This window comes from Kitasatospora viridis (assembly GCF_007829815.1).
GTDB classification, from domain to species: domain Bacteria; phylum Actinomycetota; class Actinomycetes; order Streptomycetales; family Streptomycetaceae; genus Kitasatospora; species Kitasatospora viridis.
In genome coordinates this window covers 59,601-77,949 of the sequence record NZ_VIWT01000004.1, presented here as the reverse complement: position 1 = coordinate 77,949, position 18,349 = coordinate 59,601, and the positions used below count along the sequence as shown (strand labels likewise).

At 75.3% G+C, this 18,349-nt stretch carries 7 protein-coding genes; all 7 read left to right on the top strand.

The genetic code is table 11. The features are described from left to right. Positions 1–51: 51 nt before the first annotated feature. Genes FHX73_RS34075 through FHX73_RS34050 form a run of 7 tightly spaced genes read left to right on the top strand, consistent with a single transcriptional unit; the run spans position 52 to position 18,348 of the window. Complete coding sequence (locus FHX73_RS34075; protein WP_211786422.1) at positions 52–7,593, top strand: non-ribosomal peptide synthetase; 7,542 nt, start codon at positions 52–54, stop codon at positions 7,591–7,593. Continuing rightward, a complete protein-coding gene (locus FHX73_RS47405; RefSeq protein ID WP_281292766.1) occupies positions 7,590–7,715 on the top strand; it encodes a hypothetical protein in 126 nt (41 codons plus the stop codon). The genes FHX73_RS34075 and FHX73_RS47405 overlap by 4 nt, the downstream gene beginning before the upstream one ends. Next, entirely contained in the window at positions 7,712–8,782 is a 1,071-nt protein-coding gene (locus FHX73_RS34070) for a saccharopine dehydrogenase NADP-binding domain-containing protein (protein ID WP_145909866.1), read from the top strand. Before FHX73_RS47405 ends, FHX73_RS34070 begins: the two co-directional genes overlap by 4 nt. Further along, positions 8,779–10,959, top strand: coding sequence for a Gfo/Idh/MocA family oxidoreductase (locus FHX73_RS34065; protein ID WP_145909865.1), 2,181 nt, complete (start codon positions 8,779–8,781; stop codon positions 10,957–10,959). Before FHX73_RS34070 ends, FHX73_RS34065 begins: the two co-directional genes overlap by 4 nt. Beyond that, entirely contained in the window at positions 10,953–11,669 is a 717-nt protein-coding gene (locus FHX73_RS34060; RefSeq protein WP_145909864.1) for a VOC family protein, read from the top strand. Before FHX73_RS34065 ends, FHX73_RS34060 begins: the two co-directional genes overlap by 7 nt. Then, positions 11,666–17,062, top strand: a complete 5,397-nt coding sequence (locus FHX73_RS34055; protein ID WP_145909863.1) for a non-ribosomal peptide synthetase — start codon at positions 11,666–11,668, stop codon at positions 17,060–17,062. The genes FHX73_RS34060 and FHX73_RS34055 overlap by 4 nt, the downstream gene beginning before the upstream one ends. Then, positions 17,059–18,348, top strand: coding sequence for a salicylate synthase (locus tag FHX73_RS34050; RefSeq protein WP_145909862.1), 1,290 nt, complete (start codon positions 17,059–17,061; stop codon positions 18,346–18,348). The genes FHX73_RS34055 and FHX73_RS34050 overlap by 4 nt, the downstream gene beginning before the upstream one ends. The last annotated feature ends 1 nt before the right edge of the window (position 18,349 follow it).

Here is an 18,349-nt window from a genome sequence, read left to right as displayed (position 1 = left end):
GCATATGATAACCATTGCCAATAAGGCGAGCGGACCAACCAAGGAGTTCAGGTGCCCGAGGATCGAGGGATCGTTCCAGTCGAACTGCCCGAGGCCGTCGCCGAGTTGCTGGGTCGGCCGGGCGAGGCGATCGACCCGGACGAGAACCTCATCGCGCTCGGCCTGGACTCGCTGGCGATGATGAGGCTGGCCGGCCGGCTGCGCCGCTCCGGCCTGGAACTCGGCTTCGCCGACCTGGTCGCCGAACCGACCCTGGCCGCCTGGGCCAGACTCACCGGCTCGGCCCGGGCGGCGGCCCCGCCGGTGAGCGCGCCCGCGCCGGTGGACGAGAGCGAGCCCTTCGAGCTGGCGCTGATGCAGCACGCCTACTGGGTCGGCCGCTCGGCCGAGCAGCAACTGGGCGGCGTGGCCTCGCACTTCTACAACGAGTTCGACGGCGCCAGCCTCGGCCCCGAGCGCCTGGCGGCCGCCCTGCACGCGCTGGTCGCCCGGCACGGCATGCTGCGCGCCCGGATCCTGGACGACGGCCGGCAGCGGATCGAACCCACCGGCGGCCCCCGGCTGCGGGTGCACGACCTGCGCGGGCACACCGCCGAGACGGCCCGGTGCGAACTGGACGAGCTCCGGCGGCAACTCTCGCACCGTCAGCTGGACATCGCCGCCGGCGAGGTCTTCGACCTGCAACTCTCGCTGCTGCCCGACGCGATCCGGCCCGCCGGCACCCGGCTGCACCTCAACCTGGACATGGTGGCGGCCGACGCGCTGAGCGTGCGGATCCTGCTCGCCGACCTCGCCCGGCTCTACGCCGGCGAAGAACTCCCGCCGCTGGACTACGGATTCGCCCGCTACCTGGCCGAACGCCGGGCCGCCCGCGCCACCCCGGCCCGCACCGAGGCGCTCGCCGCCGACCGCGACCACTGGCGCCGCCACCTGCCCGACCTGCCCGGCGCCCCCCGCCTCCCGCTGGTGGAACCCGCACCGGACGCCGTCGCGCACCGCCGCCACCGGCAGCTCGACCAGGACCAGGCCGCCCGACTGGGCGAGTTGGCCAGGACGCACGGCCTGACCCCCGCGATGGCCCTGGCGGCCGTCTTCGCCGAGACCCTCACCGCGTTCAGCGCCGAGCCGCGCTTCCTGCTCAACCTGCCGCTCTTCGACCGCGAACCGCTGCACCCCGAAGTGGACCAGGTGATCGGCGACTTCACCTCCTCGGTGCTGCTGGCCTGGGACGGCAGCGGGCCGGGCGGCTTCGCAGAGCGGGCCGCCCGGCTGCAGGCCCGGTTCCACGCCGACGTCGCCCACGCGGGCCACTCCGGCGTCGAGGTGCTGCGCGACGCCTCCCGCCTGCACGGCGAGCGGGTGCTCGCACCGGTGGTGTACACCAGCGCGCTCGGCCTGGGCGAGCTCTTCCCGGCCCGGGTCCGCGAGGCCTTCGGCGAGCCCAGCTGGGTCGTCTCGCAGGGCCCGCAGGTCTGGCTGGACGCCCAGGTCACCGAACTGGCCGGCGGACTGCTGGTCAACTGGGACTTCCGGGCCGACGCCTTCGCCCCCGGCGTGCCGGACACCATGTTCGAGGCCTACAGCGGCCTGCTGGACCGCCTGCTGGCCGGACCCGGGGCGTGGACCGAACCGGTGCCCGCGCTGCTCTCCCGCGAACAGCGCTCCGTGCGCGACACGGTGAACGACACCGCCGGCCCGCGCCCCGAACAGCGCCTGCACGACGGCTTCTTCGCCCGCGCGGCGGAGCAGCCCGAGCGGGTGGCGCTGCGCTGGGGTGCGAGCGAGTTCCTGACGTACGGTGAACTGGCGCGCCGTTCACTGGGGTTGGCCGGCCGGCTGGTCGAGCAGGGGGTGGGGCCCGGGGACCTGGTGGCGGTGTCGCTGCCGAAGGGTCCGGACCAGGTGGTCGCGGTGCTGGGCGTGTTGGCGGCCGGCGCGGCCTACCTGCCGCTCGGCGTGGACCAGCCCGAGGCGCGGCGCGAGCGGATCTGCGCGGCGGCGGGCGTGCGGCTGGTGCTCGATCGGCTGGTGGTCGGCGAGCGGTTGGCCGCGCCGGTGGCGGTGGGTGCGGACGAGCTCGCGTACGTGATCTACACCTCGGGTTCGACGGGTGAGCCGAAGGGTGTGGAGATCACCCACGCGGCTGCGGTGAACACGGTCGCGGACGTCAACGAGCGTTTCGAGGTCGGCGAGCGGGACCGGGTGCTGGCCGTGTCGGCGCTGGACTTCGACCTGTCGGTCTACGACCTGTTCGGGCCGCTCTCGGTGGGTGGCTCGGTGGTGCTGATCGAGGAGGACGAGCGGCGGGACGCCCGGCGCTGGCTGGAGCTGGTCCGCGAGCGGGGGGTGACGCTCTGGAACACGGTGCCCGCGCTGCTGGACATGCTGCTCACCGCTGCCGAGGCCGAAGGGGCGCCGGATCCGCTGCGGCTGGTGCTGGTGTCGGGGGACTGGGTGGGGTTGGACCTGCCGGGGCGGTTGCGGGCGCTGCGTCCGGGCTGTCGGTTCGTGGCGCTGGGTGGTGCGACGGAGGCGGCGATCTGGTCGAACGCGTTCGAGGTGGCGGAAGTTGAGCCTGGTTGGCGGTCGATTCCGTACGGGTTCCCGCTGCGCAACCAGTGCTACCGGGTGACCGACGAGCTGGGTCGGGACTGTCCGGACTGGGTGACCGGTCAGTTGTGGATCGGTGGGGCGGGGGTGGCCCGGGGCTACCGGAACGCGCCTGAGTTGACGGAGCGTCAGTTCGTTGGCGGCTGGTACCGGACGGGTGACCTGGGGCGCTACTGGCCGGACGGGACCTTGGAGTTCCTGGGTCGGGCGGACCGTCAGGTCAAGGTGCGCGGCCACCGGATCGAGCTGGGTGAGATCGAGGCGGCGCTCACCGAGCACCCCGGTGTGGGCCAGGCCGTCGCCGTGGTCGGCGAGGACGGGCGCCTCGGCGCGGTCGTCACCGGCTGCGCGCCGCAGCCCGTGCCCGACTGGCGGGCGCTGGCCGAGGCTGCCGGCGGTCAGCGGGCCGAGGAGCAGGAACCCCTGGACCTGGCGGAGTTGCGGGCCTTCCTGGCCGACCGGCTGCCCGCCGCGATGCTGCCCGAGCGGCTCGCCGTGCTGCCCGAGCTGCCGCTCACGCCCAACGGCAAGGTGGACCGGTCGGCCCTGCGCCGTGTGCTCGCCGCCCGGCAGGTGCTCCGGTCCGGGCCGGCCGTCCCGGCCGGGCCGGCCGTCCCGCTCGTCGGCGAGGTCGAACGGCGGGTGGCGGCCGCCTGGGCCGAGATCCTCGGGGTGCCCGAAGTCGGCCGGGAGCACGACTTCTTCGCGCTCGGCGGTGACTCCCTGCTCGCCACCCGCCTGATCGGCCGGCTGAAGGCGGACGGCTTCGGCGAGGTCAAGCTCGCCGAGCTGTTCCGGCGGCCCGCGCTCGCCGACTTCGCGGCGACGCTCCACCAACCGGTGCCCGCCCGGCCCGCAGCGGCCGCACTCATCGCCGACCCGGCCCGCCGGCTGGAGCCGTTCCCGCTCACCGAGGTCCAGCGGGCCTACTGGCTCGGCCGGGGCGAGGAGTTCACCCTCGGCGGCGTCGGCTGCCACTTCTACCGCGAGTACGACGTGGCCGAGCTCGACCTGGCCCGCCTGGAGGCCGCCGTCGACCGGCTGGTGCGGCGGCACGAGATGCTGCGTGCGGTGGTGGACGAGCGGGGCGACCAGCGCATCCTGCCCGAGGTCCCGCACTACCGGATCGAGGTCACCGAGGCCGGGGCGGACGTCGAGAGCGCCTTCGCCGAGCTCTGGGAGCGCGGCTCCCACCAGGTCTTCGACCCCTCGGCCTGGCCGCTCTTCGCGATCCGCGCCGTCCGCACGCCCGACGGCACCCGGCTCGGCATCGGCGTGGACAACATCGTGCTGGACGCGCTGAGCGTGCTCACCTTCTACGCCGAACTCGGCGCGCTCTACGACGACCCGCAGGCCGAACTGCCCTCCGTGGACGTGTCGTTCCGCGACTACGTGCTGGCCACCGACCCGGCGCCGGAAGCCCTCGCCGCCGCCCGGGAGTACTGGGACACCCGGCTGCCCGAGCTGCCGCCCGCCCCCCAACTCCCGCTCGCGGTCGACCCGTCGGCGGTGCGCGGGCCGCAGTTCACCCGGCGCGAGGCGATGATCGGCGGGCGCTACTGGCGAGCGGTCGCCGACCGCGCCCGGGAGCACGGACTCACCCAGTCGGCGGTGCTGCTCGCCGCCTTCGGCGAGGTGCTCGGCCGGTGGAGCGCCCGCGCCGACCTGACGCTCAACCTCACGCTCTTCGACCGCCAGGAGGTGCACCCCGACATCGCCCACGTGCTGGGCGACTTCACCTCGCTGCTGCTCGTGCCGTCCCGGCCGGAGCCGGGCGGGCACTGGCTGGCGCAGGCCCGCCGGGTGCAGCAGGAGCTCTGGGGCGCGCTCGACCACCGGGAGGTCTCGGCGGTCCGGCTGCTGCGCGAACTCGCCCGGCTGAACGGCGAACCCGAGGTCGCCATGCCGGTGGTCTTCACCAGCGCGCTCGGCGTCGGCGGCGAGCCCGCCTCGGCGCTCTTCGCCGACTACGTGGCGGGCGTCTCGCAGACGCCGCAGGTCTGGCTGGACCACCAGGTGACCGAGACCCGGGACGGCGGCGTCCGGCTGCACTGGGACGCGGTCGAGGAGCTCTTCCCGAGCGGCCTGCTCGATGCGATGTTCGACGCCTACCTGGCCCTGCTGGACTGGCTCGGCCACGCGGACTGGGACGCGCCGCTGCCCGACCTGCTGCCGCGCGAGCAGCGCGAGGTGCGGGCGGAGGTCAACGCCACGGCCGGACCGCGCCCCGAACGGCGGCTGCACGACGGCTTCTTCGAGTGCGCCCGGCGCGACCCCGCCGCCATCGCACTGCGCTGGGACGCGGAGGAGAGCCTCGACTACGGCGAACTGGCGCGACTCGCCCTCGGGTTGGCCGGCTGGCTGGTCGAGCAGGGGGTGGGGCCCGGGGACCTGGTGGCGGTGTCGCTGCCGAAGGGTCCGGACCAGGTGGTCGCGGTGCTGGGTGTGTTGGCGGCCGGCGCGGCCTATCTGCCACTGGGGGTCGACCAGCCGGAGCTGCGGCGCGAGCGGATCTGCGCGGCGGCGGGCGTGCGGCTGGTGCTCGATCGGCTGGTGGTCGGCGAGCCGCTGGCCGCGCCGGTGGCGGTGAGTGCGGACGAACTCGCGTACGTGATCTACACCTCGGGTTCGACGGGTGAGCCGAAGGGCGTGGAGATCACCCACGCCGCTGCGGTGAACACCGTGGCCGACGTCAACGAGCGTTTCGAGGTCGGCGAGCGGGACCGGGTGCTGGCCGTCTCGGCACTGGACTTCGACCTGTCGGTCTACGACCTGTTCGGGCCGCTCTCGGCGGGTGGCTCAGTGGTGCTGATCGAGGAGGACGAGCGGCGGGACGCCCGGCGCTGGCTAGAGCTGGCCCAGACGCACGGCGTGACGGTGTGGAACTCGGTGCCGGCCCTGCTGGACATGCTGCTGACCGTGGCCGAGGGCGTCGGCGGACTCGACGCGCTGCGGCTGGTGCTGGTGTCGGGGGACTGGGTGGGGTTGGACCTGCCGGGTCGTTTGCGTGCGCTGCGCCCGGACTGTCGGTTCGTGGCGCTGGGTGGTGCGACGGAGGCGGCGATCTGGTCGAACGCGTTCGAGGTGGCCGAAGTTGAGCCTGGGTGGCGGTCGATTCCGTACGGGTTCCCGCTGCGCAACCAGCGCTACCGGGTGACCGACGAGTTCGGCCGGGACTGTCCGGACTGGGTGGCCGGTCAGTTGTGGATCGGTGGGGCGGGGGTGGCCTGTGGGTACCGGAACGCGCCGGAGTTGACGGAGCGTCAGTTCGTCGGCGGCTGGTACCGGACGGGTGATCTGGGGCGCTACTGGCCGGACGGGACCTTGGAGTTCCTGGGGCGGGCGGACCGTCAGGTCAAGGTGCGCGGGTACCGGATCGAGCTCGGTGAGATCGAGGCTGCCCTCACCGACCACCCCGGCGTGGCCCACGCGGTCGCGGACGTCACCGGAGCCGCTCGCCGCATGGTCGCCGCCGTGGTGCCCGCACGCCCGGTCTTCGAGGGCGGGATCATCGGCGTCGCCCCGGACGCCGACCGGCTCGCCGCCGAGGCCGGCGCGATCGAGCTGGAGGGCGCTGCCGTCGCGAGCGTGCTGGTCGAGCTGCTCGGACTGAACGCGCTCGGCGACGGGGTGCGCCTGTCGGCGCTGGCCGCGCGGCTGGAGCTGGCCGAGGAGCAACTGCCGGTGCTGCGGGTGATGCTGGGCTGGCTGGTCGAGCGGAAGGTGCTGGTCGAGGAGGCGGACGGCTTCCGGGCCGGACCCGAGCTGGCCGAGATCGCCGAACCCAGCGCCCCGACCGCCGAGTTCGGCCGACTGGTCGAGCAGGTGCGGGCCCGGGCGGTGGAGCGGCTGGCGGACTACCGGCGGATCCTCGCGGGCCGGCTCGACCCGGCGGTGCTGCTGGACGACGAGCGGCTCTCCCCGCTGGCGCTGGCCGAACTGGACCCGGGCGCGGCCGAGGTGCGCACCGAACTCGCCAGGCGGATCGCCGAGTCGGCCCGCCGGGCCGGCCACGTGCTGGAGGTCGCCGTGCTCGGCGGCCGGGACGGGCGCGGCGCCGCGGCCCTGCTGCGGCTGCTCCCGCCGGAGCGGATCCGGCTCACCCTGCTCGACGCCTCGCCGACGATGCTGGCGGCCGCCACCGCGCGGCTCGCCGAGCTGCCGCACCAGACCGAGTGCCGGCGGCTGGTGACGGTGCCGGACGACCTGCGCCACCGGTTCGACGTGGTGCTCGCCGACAACGCGCTGCACCGCTACCCCGACCCGGCCCAGGGCCCGGCACTGGCCGCGCTGCTGACCCGCCGGGGCGGCACGGTGCTCGCCGTCGAGCGGGCCGCGCTCACCCCGCTCACCCTGCTGACCGGCGCGGTGCTCGACCGGGGCTACGCGGCGTTCGACCCCGAGCGCCGCAGGGCCGGCAGCCCGATGCTGCCCGCCGCGCGCTGGGCCGAACTCCTTGGGCGGGCCGGACTGCGCGGCCTGGGCCACCGGCCGATCGGCTCGGCCCACACCGAGCTGCTGTGGGCCACCCGGCCGGCGACCGCGCCCGATCTCGACCCGGCGGCGGTGGCCGCCCACGCGGCCGGCCGGCTGCCGGGCCCCATGGTGCCGGAGCGGATCGAGGTGCTGCCCTGGCTGCCGCTGAGCGCCAACGGCAAGGTCGACCGCAAGGCGCTCGCCGAACTGCTGACCGTGGCACGGGAGGACGAGCCAGAGGAGCCACCGCGCAGCGGCCTGGAGAGCGAAGTGGCCGCGCTGTGGGCCGAGTTGCTGGGCAGCCCGGTGACGGGCCGGGAGCGGGGCTTCTTCGCCCTCGGCGGCGACAGCCTGCTGGCCACCCGCTTCGTGGAACAGGTGCGCCGGCGCTACGGCGTCGAGCTGCCCATGCGGCGCCTGTTCGGCGGCCGGAGCCTGGCCGGCGTTGCCCAGGTGCTGGGCGAACTCGTAGCGCCCGGGAGCGAGATGGAGGACGGCGAGCTGTGATCGGCGACGGAACACCGAGCGGCCGGCGGATGACCGGCTGGCGGCTGCGGATCGGCAGGGGACTCGCCGTGATGGTGCGGGAGTTGGAACGCGGCCTGGCCGCGAAGGAGGGGGACTCGTGATCGGCGTGCTCGGCGGCTACGGCGCCGTCGGCAGCGAGGCCGCGCGCCTGCTGGCCGCTTGGGGCATCGGGCCGCTGCGGATCGGCGGGCGGGACGAGGAGCGCGCCCGGGCGAGCGCGGCGGCGCTGCCCGGGCCGGCCGAGGGCGTCCGGGTCGACCTGGCCGACGACGCCTCGCTGGAGGCCTTCGTGCACGGCTGCGACCTGGTGGTCAACTGCGCCGGACCCTCGCACCGCACGGCCGCCCGGGTGGCCCGGGCCGCGCTGGCCGTGGGTGCGCACCACGTGGACGCGGGCGGTGACGGAGTGCCGGAGTTCCCCGCCGACCGCAGCGTGGTGCTCGCCGCCGGCGCGGTGCCGGGCCTGTCCGGCCTGCTCCCGCGCCGGCTGGCCGCCGAGTTCACCGCCGTGCACCGGCTCACGGCCCACACCGCCGTCTTCGACCGGTTCACGCCCACCGCCGCCGCCGACTACCTGCACGGCGTGCTGGGCGGCGGCACCGAACCGCTCGCCGCCTGGCAGGACGGCCGGCGCCGCTCCCGGGCGCTGCCCAGGCGCCCGGCCACCCGCCTGCCGCACCTGCCGCGCGAGGTCACCGCCACGCCCTACCTGGACGCCGAGGCCGAGCGGCTGGCCCACCGCCTCGGCCTCGCCCACGGCTACTGGTACAGCCTGCTGGACGGCGAGCAGCTGCCCGCGGCCCTCGAAGCGGCCCGCACCCTGCCCCTGCCCGAGGCCGTGCGGCGGCTGTGCCGGGCCACGGCGCTGGACACCGCCGGTCGCACCCCCTACCTGACCCTGCTGGTCCAGCTCGACGGCACCATCGGCGGCCGCGCGGCCACCCGCACCGCCGTCCTGCGCGCCCCCGGCGTGGCCCGGCTCACCGGCGCGGTGACCGCCGCCGCCGTCCCGCAGGTGCTGGCGGGCCGGGTACCGCCCGGCGCCCGCCCGGCCGCCGAGGTGCTCGACCCGGCGGCACTGCTCGAACAGATCGGCGACCACGTGGAACTGACCATTCACCAGACGACGATCGACCAGCTCGCGCTGGTCGAGGAGGGAGCGCTGTGACCGGGCGCAGACTGCGGACGGTGGTCTGCGGCACCACCTTCGGCCAGTTCTACCTGGCCGCCCTCGCCGCCCTGCCCCAGGAGTTCGAGCTGGTCGGCCTGCTCGCCAAGGGCAGCGACCGGTCCGTGGCGTGCGCCGAGCGGTACGGCGTGCCGCTGCACACCGACGTCGACCAACTGCCCGACGGCATCGACCTAGCCTGCGTGGTGCTGCGCTCCGGCGTGCTCGGCGGCTCCGGCACCGAGACCGCCCTGCGGCTGCTGCGCCGGGGCGTGCACGTCGTGCAGGAGCAGCCCGTGCACCACGAGGACCTGGTGGCGTGCCTGCGCGAGGCCCGCCGGCACGGCGTGCACTACCGGGTCGGCGACCTCTACCCCCGGCTGCCCGCCGCCCGCCGGTTCACCTCGGCCGCCCGCGCCCTGCTCGCCCGGCAGCCGGCCGAGTACCTGGACGCGGCCTGCGCCGTGCAGGTCGCCTTCCCGCTGCTGCACCTGCTGGGCGACGCGGTCGGCGCCGTCCGCCCCTGGCAGCTGACGGCGGCCGGCCCGGCCGAGGGCCCGCTGGCCCTGGTGACCGGGCGGCTCGGCGGCGTGCCGCTCACCCTGCGGGTGCACCACCGGGTCGATCCGGCCGACCCCGACAACCACCTGGCGCTGCTGCACCGGGCGACCATCGGCACCGCCGCCGGCAGCCTCACCCTCACCGACACCCACGGCCCGGTGCTCTGGACCCCGCGCCTGCACATCCCCGAACGGGCCAAGCACGACCTGGACTTCGCCGCACCCGGCACCGAGCACCTGGCCGAGCCCGGCTCCACCGTGCTCGGCCCGGCCGAACCACCCGGCTACCGGCACATCCTGGGCGAGCTGTGGCCGGCCGCGATCGGGCGCGACCTGCTGGACCTGCGCGCGGCCATCACGGGCGAACAGGCAGCGAGCCGACCGGACCAGTACCAGCTGGCGCTCAGCCGCCTCTGGCAGGACGTCACCACCCAGCTCGGCTACCCCGCGCTGGCCGCGAACCAGCAGCACCAGCCCGTCCCGGTCGCCGAGTTGACCGCCGCCGCGGCGGGCGTCCCGGACGACCGCCCGGCCGACCCGGGCGCGTTGACGCTGCACGGCGTGCTCGCCGGGGCGCTGCCCGCCGCCGAGGCCCACGTCCGCCACCTGACGAACCATCAGGTCAGCACGTTCGTCGACCGTTTGGACCAGGCCGTGCTGGCCGCGATGCAGCGCGCCCTGCCCACCGGCGGCACCAGTGCGGAGCTGCTCGCCGGGGTGGACCCCGCCCACCACTGGCTGGTCGGGCGCTGGCTGCGCGCCCTGGCGGCGCACGGACGCGCCGTCCCCGCCGGCGAGCCCTGCGAACTCGCCCCGCCCGCAACCCCGGAGCGGCTCTGGCGCCGCGCGGCCGAGGCCTGGACGGACCGGCTCGGGCCGGCCGCGTTCGTCGACTACCTGGCCGACAACGCCGACCGACTGCCGCAACTGCTCGGCGGCGAGCAGAGCGCCACCCTGCTGCTCTTCCCGCAGGGCAGCAGCGAGCTGGCCGACAGCATCTACCGCGACCCGGTCACCGCCCGCTACCTCAACACCCTGATCGCCGCCACCGTCCGCACCGTCGCCGCCGCCGGGCCGCGCCCGCTGCGCGTCCTGGAGGTCGGCGCGGGCACCGGGGCGACCACCGAGGCGGTGCTGGCCGCGCTCGGCGAGCAGCCGGTCGACTACCTGTTCACCGACCTCTCGCAGTTCTTCCTCACCGAGGCCCGCAAGCGCTTCGCCCACCACCCCGGCCTGCGTTACGAGGTCCTCGACGTGGACGACCCGGCCGGCGCGCCCGGCTCCGCCGACGTGGTGATCGCGGCGGGCGTGCTCAACAACGCCCGGGACGCCGTCGCCAGCGTCCGCGCGCTGACCGGGTGGCTGGCCCCCGGCGGCTGGCTGCTGATCACCGAACCGGTCCGCGAGCACCTGGAGATCCTCACCTCGCAGGCCTTCATGATGACCGCCCCCGAGGGCGCCCGGGCCGAGGCGGACGCGCTCTTCCTCTCCCGCCGCCAGTGGCTGGAGGTGCTCGACGCGGCCGGCCTGGCCGAGGTCCTGGTGCTGCCCGGCGAGGACCACCCGCTCGCCCCGCTCGGCCAGCGGCTCTTCGCGGCGCGGCGGCCCGCATGCTGAGGTGCAGTCACCTGGTCCACAAGGTGGACGACATCCGCGCCGCCGTCCGCGACCTGACCGAGCTCGGCTTCACCGTCGAGTACGGCAGCGACCCGGCCAAGGCGCACAACGCGCTGATCTGGTTCGCCGCCGGCCCGTTCCTGGAGTTCTACCAACTCCACCCGGCCGCCCGCCTGTTGCGCGGGCCGATGGGCCTGGCCTTCGGCCGGGCCGCCGGGCAGCGGCTGGCCCGCTGGGCCGAGTCGGGCGAGGGCTGGCGCGATCTGGCCCTGGAGACCGACGCGTTGACCCTGGACGCCACCCGGGCCGACCTGCGCGCGGCCGGCCTCCCGGTCTCCCGGGTGATCAAGGGCTGCCGCACCCGCCCCGACGGGCAACCGGTCCGCTACCAGTTCCTGGCGCCCCGGCCCGCCCACCTGCCCTTCGTCGTCTCCGCCTACGACCCGCCGCAGCGCCCGGCCCAGGTCACCCACCCCAACGGCGCCCTCGGCATCAGCACGGTCCGCTACGGCGTGGCCGAGGCCGACCGCGCCCGGTTCGCCGCGCTGATCGGCCCGGACGACCCCTGGCTGCGCACCGAACCCGCGCCCCGCACCGGCCCGCTCCGCGTCGAACTCGCCGGGCTGGCCGCCGAGCTGGACCCCGAGAAGCTGCACGGCGCCGCGTTCGCCCCGGCCACCACCAGAACAGAAGGTCGAGTCCAAGCATGAGCACAACCGCACTGATGGCCGAACTGCGCGGCGCCGGCGCCGTCCTCTGGGAGGAGGACGGCCGACTGCGCTACCGCGCGCCCAAAGGCGTCCTGACGCCCAATCGGCTCGACGCCCTGCGCGCGGGGAAGGAGGAGGTGCTGGCACTGCTGCGGGCCGAGCAGCGCCCCGTCGCCCTGGTGCCCGACCCGGACGCGGCCCACGAACCCTTCCCGCTCACCGACGTGCAGACCGCCTACCTGCTCGGCCGCAACGACGCGTTCGGCCACGGGGGAGTCGCCTGCCACGCCTGCCTGGAGGTGGCCTACCCCGACCTCGACCCCGAGCGCACCGAGGCCGCCTGGAACCGGCTGGTCGAGCGGCACGCCATGCTCCGCGCGGTGGCCGAGGCGGACGGCTACCAGCGGGTGCTGCCCGCCGTGCCGCACCTCGACGTGCCCTGCGTCGACCTGCGTGAGGCCGACGCCGCCCACGTGGAGCGGGAGTTGGCGGCGGTCCGCGAGGAGCTGGGGCACAAGATCCACCCGGCCGACCGCTGGCCGCTCTACGAGCTGCGGGTGACCCGATGTCCGGATCGCGCCCTGCTGCACCTCTCGCTGGACTTCCTGACCGCCGACTGGGCGAGCATCCGGCTGCTGCTGAGCGAGTTCGAGGCCCTGCACGCCGACCCCGAGCACGAACTCCCGCCGCTGACCGCCGGGTTCCGCGACTACCTGCTCGCCGAGCGGCAGCTGCGCGAGGGCCCGCGCTACCAGCGCGACCGCGCCTACTGGTGGTCCCGGCTGGACGAGCTGCCGCCCGCGCCCGAACTCCCGCTCGCCGCAGGCGAGTCCGCTCCGCGCTTCACCCGCCGTCAGCTGCGCCTCGACCGGTCCGCCTGGCAGCGGCTCAAGCAGCAGGCCCAGCTGCGCGACCTCACCCCGTCCGCCGCCGTGCTCGCCGCCTACGCCGCCGCGATCGAGCGCTGGAGCCGCACCCCGCGCTTCTCGCTCAACCTGACCGTGCTCAACCGGCAGCCGCTGCACCCCGAAACCGACCGCATCGTCGGCGACTTCACCTCCGTCAACGCGCTGGCCGTGGACTGGACCCGGGGCCGCAGCTTCGCGCAGCGGGCCGCCGCCCTCGGCGAGCGGCTGTTCGAGGACCTGGACCACCGGCTCTGCTCCGGCGTCGAGGTGCTGCGCGAACTCGCCCGCCGGCGCGGCCGGGCGCAGGCGCTGCTGCCGATCGTCTTCACCAGTGCCATCGGCCTGGGCGAGCCGACCGGCACCGGCCGGCTGGACGGCTTCGGCATCACCCAAACTCCGCAGGTCTTCGTCGACTGCCAGGCGATGGACGACGCCGACGGCCTGCTGGTCAACTGGGACGCCCGCGACGGCGTCTTCCCGGACGGCCTGCTGGACGACATGTTCGCCGCCTTCGAGGCCCTGCTGCACGACCTCGCCGACGGCCCGCAGGCCTGGGAGGCCGCCGAGCCCGTGCCGCTGCCGAGCTGGCAGGCCGAGGAGCGCCGGCGCGCCAACGACACCGCCGCCGAGCTGCCCGACACCCTGCTGCACCAGCCGTTCTTCGCGCAGGCCGCCCGCACCCCGGAGCGCCCGGCCGTGCTGGGCCCGGCCGGCACGCTGAGCTACCGTCAACTGGCCGCCCGCGCCACCGCCGTCGCCCGGGCGCTGCGAGCCGCCGGCTGCACGCCCGGGGCGCACGTCGCCGTGGTCATGGACAAGGGGCCCGAGCAGGTGGCGGCCGTGCTCGGCACGCTCCTCGCGGGGGCCGTCTACCTGCCGATCGACACCACGCAGCCGCCGTTGCGGCGCGCGGCGATCCGCGAGGACGCGGGGGCGCACCTGGTGCTCACCCAGTCCTGGCTGGAGCCCGAGGGCACGGCGATCGCCGTCGACCTGCTGGCGGACGCCGAGCCGGGCAGCCTGGATCCCGGCAGCCTCGATCCCGGCCGGCCTGAGCCGGGTGACCCGGACGCGCCCGCTTACCTGATCTACACCTCCGGCTCCACCGGTAAGCCCAAGGGCGTGCTGGTCAGCCACCGGGCGGCCGGCAACACCATCGCCGACATCAACCGCCGCTTCGCCGTCGGCGCCGAGGACCGGGTGCTCGCCCTGGCCCAGCTCGGCTTCGACCTGAGCGTCTACGACGTCTTCGGGCCGCTCTCGGCCGGCGGCGCCCTGGTGCTCCCGGCGGCCGACCGGCGCACCGACCCCTCGCACTGGGCCGAGCTGATCGCCGAACACCGCGTCAGCCTGTGGAACTCGGTGCCCGCACTGATGCACCTGCTGGGCGGCTACCTGGCGGGCGAGCCGGCGATCGGGCTGCCCAGCCTGCGCCTGGCCCTGCTCTCCGGCGACTGGATCCCGCTCACCCTGCCCGACGAGATCACCGGTCGGCTGCCCGGCCTGCGGGTGATCGGCCTCGGCGGTGCCACCGAGGCCGCGATCTGGTCGATCCACCACCCGTACCAGGGACTTGAGCCGGGCTGGCGCAGCATCCCGTACGGGCGGCCGCTGGCCAACCAGGGCTGGCGGGTGCTGGACGCCCACGGCCGCGACTGCCCGGTGTGGGCCGTCGGCGAGCTGTACATCTCCGGCGCCGGCCTGGCCCAGGGCTACTTCGGCGACCCGGACACCACCGGGTTCCGGTTCGTCGACCACCCGGACGGTCAACACCTGTACCGCACCGGCGACTTCGGCCGCTACCTGCCGGGCGGTGAGATCGAGTTCCTGGGCCGCGAGGACACCCAGGTCAAGCTGCGCGGCCACCGGATCGAGCTCGGCGAGATCGAGGCCGCCCTGCTCGACCACCCGGCGGTCGCCGCCGCCGGCGTGGTGCTGGACGGCACGGACGCCGACCGCGCCCTGCTCGCCGTCGTCGAACCCGCCCGCACCAGCCCCGCGCCGTTCGCCCCGCCCGTGCTGGACGAGCCCGCCGAGGGCCCGACCCGCAGTCAGGTGGAGATCTACGTCGAGCGGCTCGACGCGGCCGTGCTCGCCTCGATGGCGCACGCCCTCGACGAGCTGACCCGCACCGGCGCGACCGTGGACCCCCGGCACACCTGGCTGGTCGGCCGCTGGTGGGCCCTGCTCGGAGACCGGACCCGGGCCACGGCGGCGGAGGTCCAGCGGGCCTGGGCCGAGTTGGACGCCGCCTGGACCCCCGAGTTGGGCTCGCCTGAGTTCCTCGCCTACCTGCGCCGCAACGCCGAGCGACTGCCGCAGCTGCTGACGGGTACTCAGAACCCGGTGGAACTCCTCTTCCCCGAAGGCGGGTTCGACACCGCGCGGGCGCTCTACCGCGAGCACAGCATGGCCCGCTACCTGAACACCGCCGTCGCCTCGCTGCTCGGGCAGCTCGCCGCCGGGGCGGCGCGCCCGCTGCGGGTGCTGGAGGTCGGCGCCGGCACCGGCGGCACCACCGAGGGCGTGCTCGCCGCGCTGGACTCCGCACGGCCGGATGGACAGCGGCCCGACGGCCAGCGGTCCGATGGAGAGCGGCCCGACTACCTGTTCACCGACGTCTCGCCGTTCTTCCTGCCCGAGGCCCGCACCCGCTTCGGCGACCGGCCGTGGGTGCGGTTCGGCGTCTTCGACGTGGACCAGGACCACCGGGCCCAGGGCCTCGCGCCCAACTCCTTCGACGTGGTGCTCGCGGCGGGCGTCCTGGAGAACGCCCGCGACACCGCCGCCGCGCTCGCCCGGCTGGCCGACCTGGTCGCCCCCGGCGGCTGGCTGGTCCTCACCGAGCCGACCCGCGAACACCCGTGGATCCTCGCCTCGCAGGCCTTCATGATGCAGCGTCCGCAGGACGAGCGCCGCAGCGCCGGCGCCAGCTACCTGGACCGGGCGGAGTGGCTGGAGCTGCTGGCCCGGTCGGCGGGCGCCGAGCGGGTGCTCTGCCTGCCCGCCGACGACCACCCGCTCGCCCCGCAGGGCGTGCACCTGTTCGCCGCCCGGCTGAAGACCGACCGGGTACCCGTCACCGAGGCGGAGCTGCTCGCCCACCTGAGCGAGCGGCTGCCCGGCCACATGCTGCCCGGCCACCTCCAGTTGGTCGACGCCCTGCCGCTCTCCGGCAACGGCAAGGTGGACCGCCGCACCCTGGCCGGCTGGCGCCCCGCCCGCACCGAGGCCGCCCGCACCGCCCGCACCGACGACCTCGCCGACCCCTTCGAGGCCCGGCTCGCCGCCCTGTGGGCGCAGGCCCTGGCGGTGCCCCAGGTCGGCCGCACCGAGGACTTCTACTCGCTCGGCGCCGACTCGCTGATCACCGCCCGGATGACCGGCCGGCTGCGCGCGGAGGTGCCGGAGGCGGCCGCCGTGCCGTTCGACAGCCTGCTGCGCCGACTCCTCAACCACCCGACCGTCGCGGCGCTGGCCGAGTTCCTGCGGGCCTTCGACGGAGCCCCGGATAGCGTCCCCGACGACTCGGGACGGCGGGCCGAGGGCAGCAACGCCGTGCTGGTGCCGCTCGGTCCGGCGAGCGAGGGGCCGGTCCGGGTGCTCTTCCACGCGGGCCTGGGCACCATGGACTGCTTCCGCCCGCTCGCCGCCCAGCTGGCCGCCCAGCGGCTCGGGCCGGTGCTCGGCATCGTGATCGACGACCCCGAGGTCTACACCGCCCAGCCGCCCGCAGGGGTGGTCGAGCGCCTCGCCGACGACTACACCGCCCGCCTGCTCGCCGAGGGGCACACCCGCTTCCAGCTGGTCGGCTACTGCCTCGGCGGCCTGTTCGCCGCCGAGGTGGCCCGGCGGCTGGACGAACGCGGCGCCACCGTCGAGGACTTGGCGCTGATCAGCAGCCACCCCGTGGTCATCGACGTCGAGGACGACCTGATGATCGAGCTGCTCTTCGTGCCCAACCTGCACATCTCGCTCCAGCAGGCCGGCTTCGGCGAGGTGGCGGCCGACGAGCTGCTGCGGGCCTTCCTCCAGGTGCTGGAGCGGCACGGCGGCCGGGTGCCCGAGGGCGAACTGGCCAAGGTCGGCGGCGATCCGGGGCTCGACGCCGTCGCCGGGTTCGTCGGCCGGCTCGGCGCGGTCGGGCGCGAGGAGCGGTTCGAGCGCTACGCCCGGGCCGCGAGCGAGGCCTCCGGCCAGCACATGCCGGCAGAAATGGTGGCCGGCATGTTCCGGGTCTACCGGCAGAGCTTCCTGGCTGCCAGGTTCACCCCCGAGCCCTACGCCGGGGACATCCGCTTCCTGCGCCCCACCGCCTCCTCCGGCTTCGCGCCCGGCATGGACGAGTCCACCCTCGCCTTCTGGCGCGAGGTCGGCATCGGCGAGCTGGCCGTCGCCGAGATCGAGGGCAACCACTTCAGCTGCATCGAGGAGTCGAACGCCCGTGCGGTCGCCGAGCTCCTCGCCGAAGGGATCACGCGATGAGACAGCAGTACCTCCAGGCCCGGGTCGACGGCCCGTTCGACCCCCTCGCCGTGGTCCACCAGCTGGTCCGCTCCGGCCTGTTGACCGAGCACGTGGTCTACGAGCGCGAGGCGCACTGGTACGTCGCCGCGAACCCGCTCGGCCGGATCGAGGTGACGGAGCGTCAGGTCGCCAGCAGCTTCGGCACCGTGCGGCCCTGGACCGGGGCACCCTGGCGCGGCATCGAGGAGGCACTGGCCGCCGTGCCGGTCGCCGACTGGCACGCCTACGGCTGGACCTGCTTCGAACTCGCCAGCGGGGACGCCCGGTTCGCCGGCCAGACGCTGGCCCACCTGATGGTCCCGCAGCTGGAGTTCACCGTCTCCACCGAGCGGGTGCTGATCCGCGCCCTGGACCGGGAGGCGCTGGAGAGCGCCCGCAAGGTGCTGGCCGAACCCGCCGAGCTCCCCGACCCGAGCGCCGTCGCCGTGGAGACCCGGCTCGACGGCGAGCGGTACCGGGCGGGCGTCGCCCGGGTGGTCGCCGAGATCGGCGCGGGGCGGCTGCAGAAGGCGATCCTCTCCCGGCCCGTGCCGGTGCCGTTCCCCGTGGACCTGTGCGCCAGCTACCTGCACGGGCGCCGCCACAACACCCCGGCCCGCTCCTTCCTGCTCGACCTCGGCGGCTGGCAGGCCGCCGGGTTCAGCCCGGAGACCGTGCTGGAGGCGGACGGCACCGGTTGCGTCACCACCCAGCCGCTGGCCGGCACCCGGGCGCTCACCGGCGACCCGGCCCTGGACAGCGCACTGCGCGCCGAACTGCTGGCCGACCCCAAGGAGGTCAGCGAGCACGCGATGTCGGTCAAGCTGGCCTTCCAGGAGCTGGCCGGCGTCGGCCGCGACACCCGGATCGGCGAGTTCCTGACCGTCAAGGAGCGCGGCAGCGTCCAGCACCTCGCCTCCCGGGTCGCCAGCACGCTCACCGGGCCGCACACCGCCTGGGACGCGTTCGGCGCTGTCTTCCCGCCCGTCACCGCCTCCGGCATCCCGAAGGCCGCCGCCTACCGGCTGATCGAGGAGCTGGAGCCGGAGCCGCGCGGGCTCTACGCGGGCGCCGTGCTGATGGCGGGCGCCGACGGCGCCTTGGACGCCGCCCTGGTGCTGCGCGCCGTCTACCAGCGCGACGGCCGGGCCTGGCTGCGGGCCGGCGCCGGAGTGGTGGGCGCCTCCCGCCCCGAACGGGAGTACCAGGAGACCTGCGAGAAGCTCGCCGCCGTCGCGCCCTACCTGGTCCCCGCCCAGATCTGAC

Coding starts and splice junctions, on each gene's coding strand:
- FHX73_RS34060 (WP_145909864.1), top strand. CDS start 10,953: ATGCTGAGGTGCAGTCACCTGGTCCACAAGGTGGACGACATCCGCGCC.
- FHX73_RS34055 (WP_145909863.1), top strand. CDS start 11,666: ATGAGCACAACCGCACTGATGGCCGAACTGCGCGGCGCCGGCGCCGTC.
- FHX73_RS34050 (WP_145909862.1), top strand. CDS start 17,059: ATGAGACAGCAGTACCTCCAGGCCCGGGTCGACGGCCCGTTCGACCCC.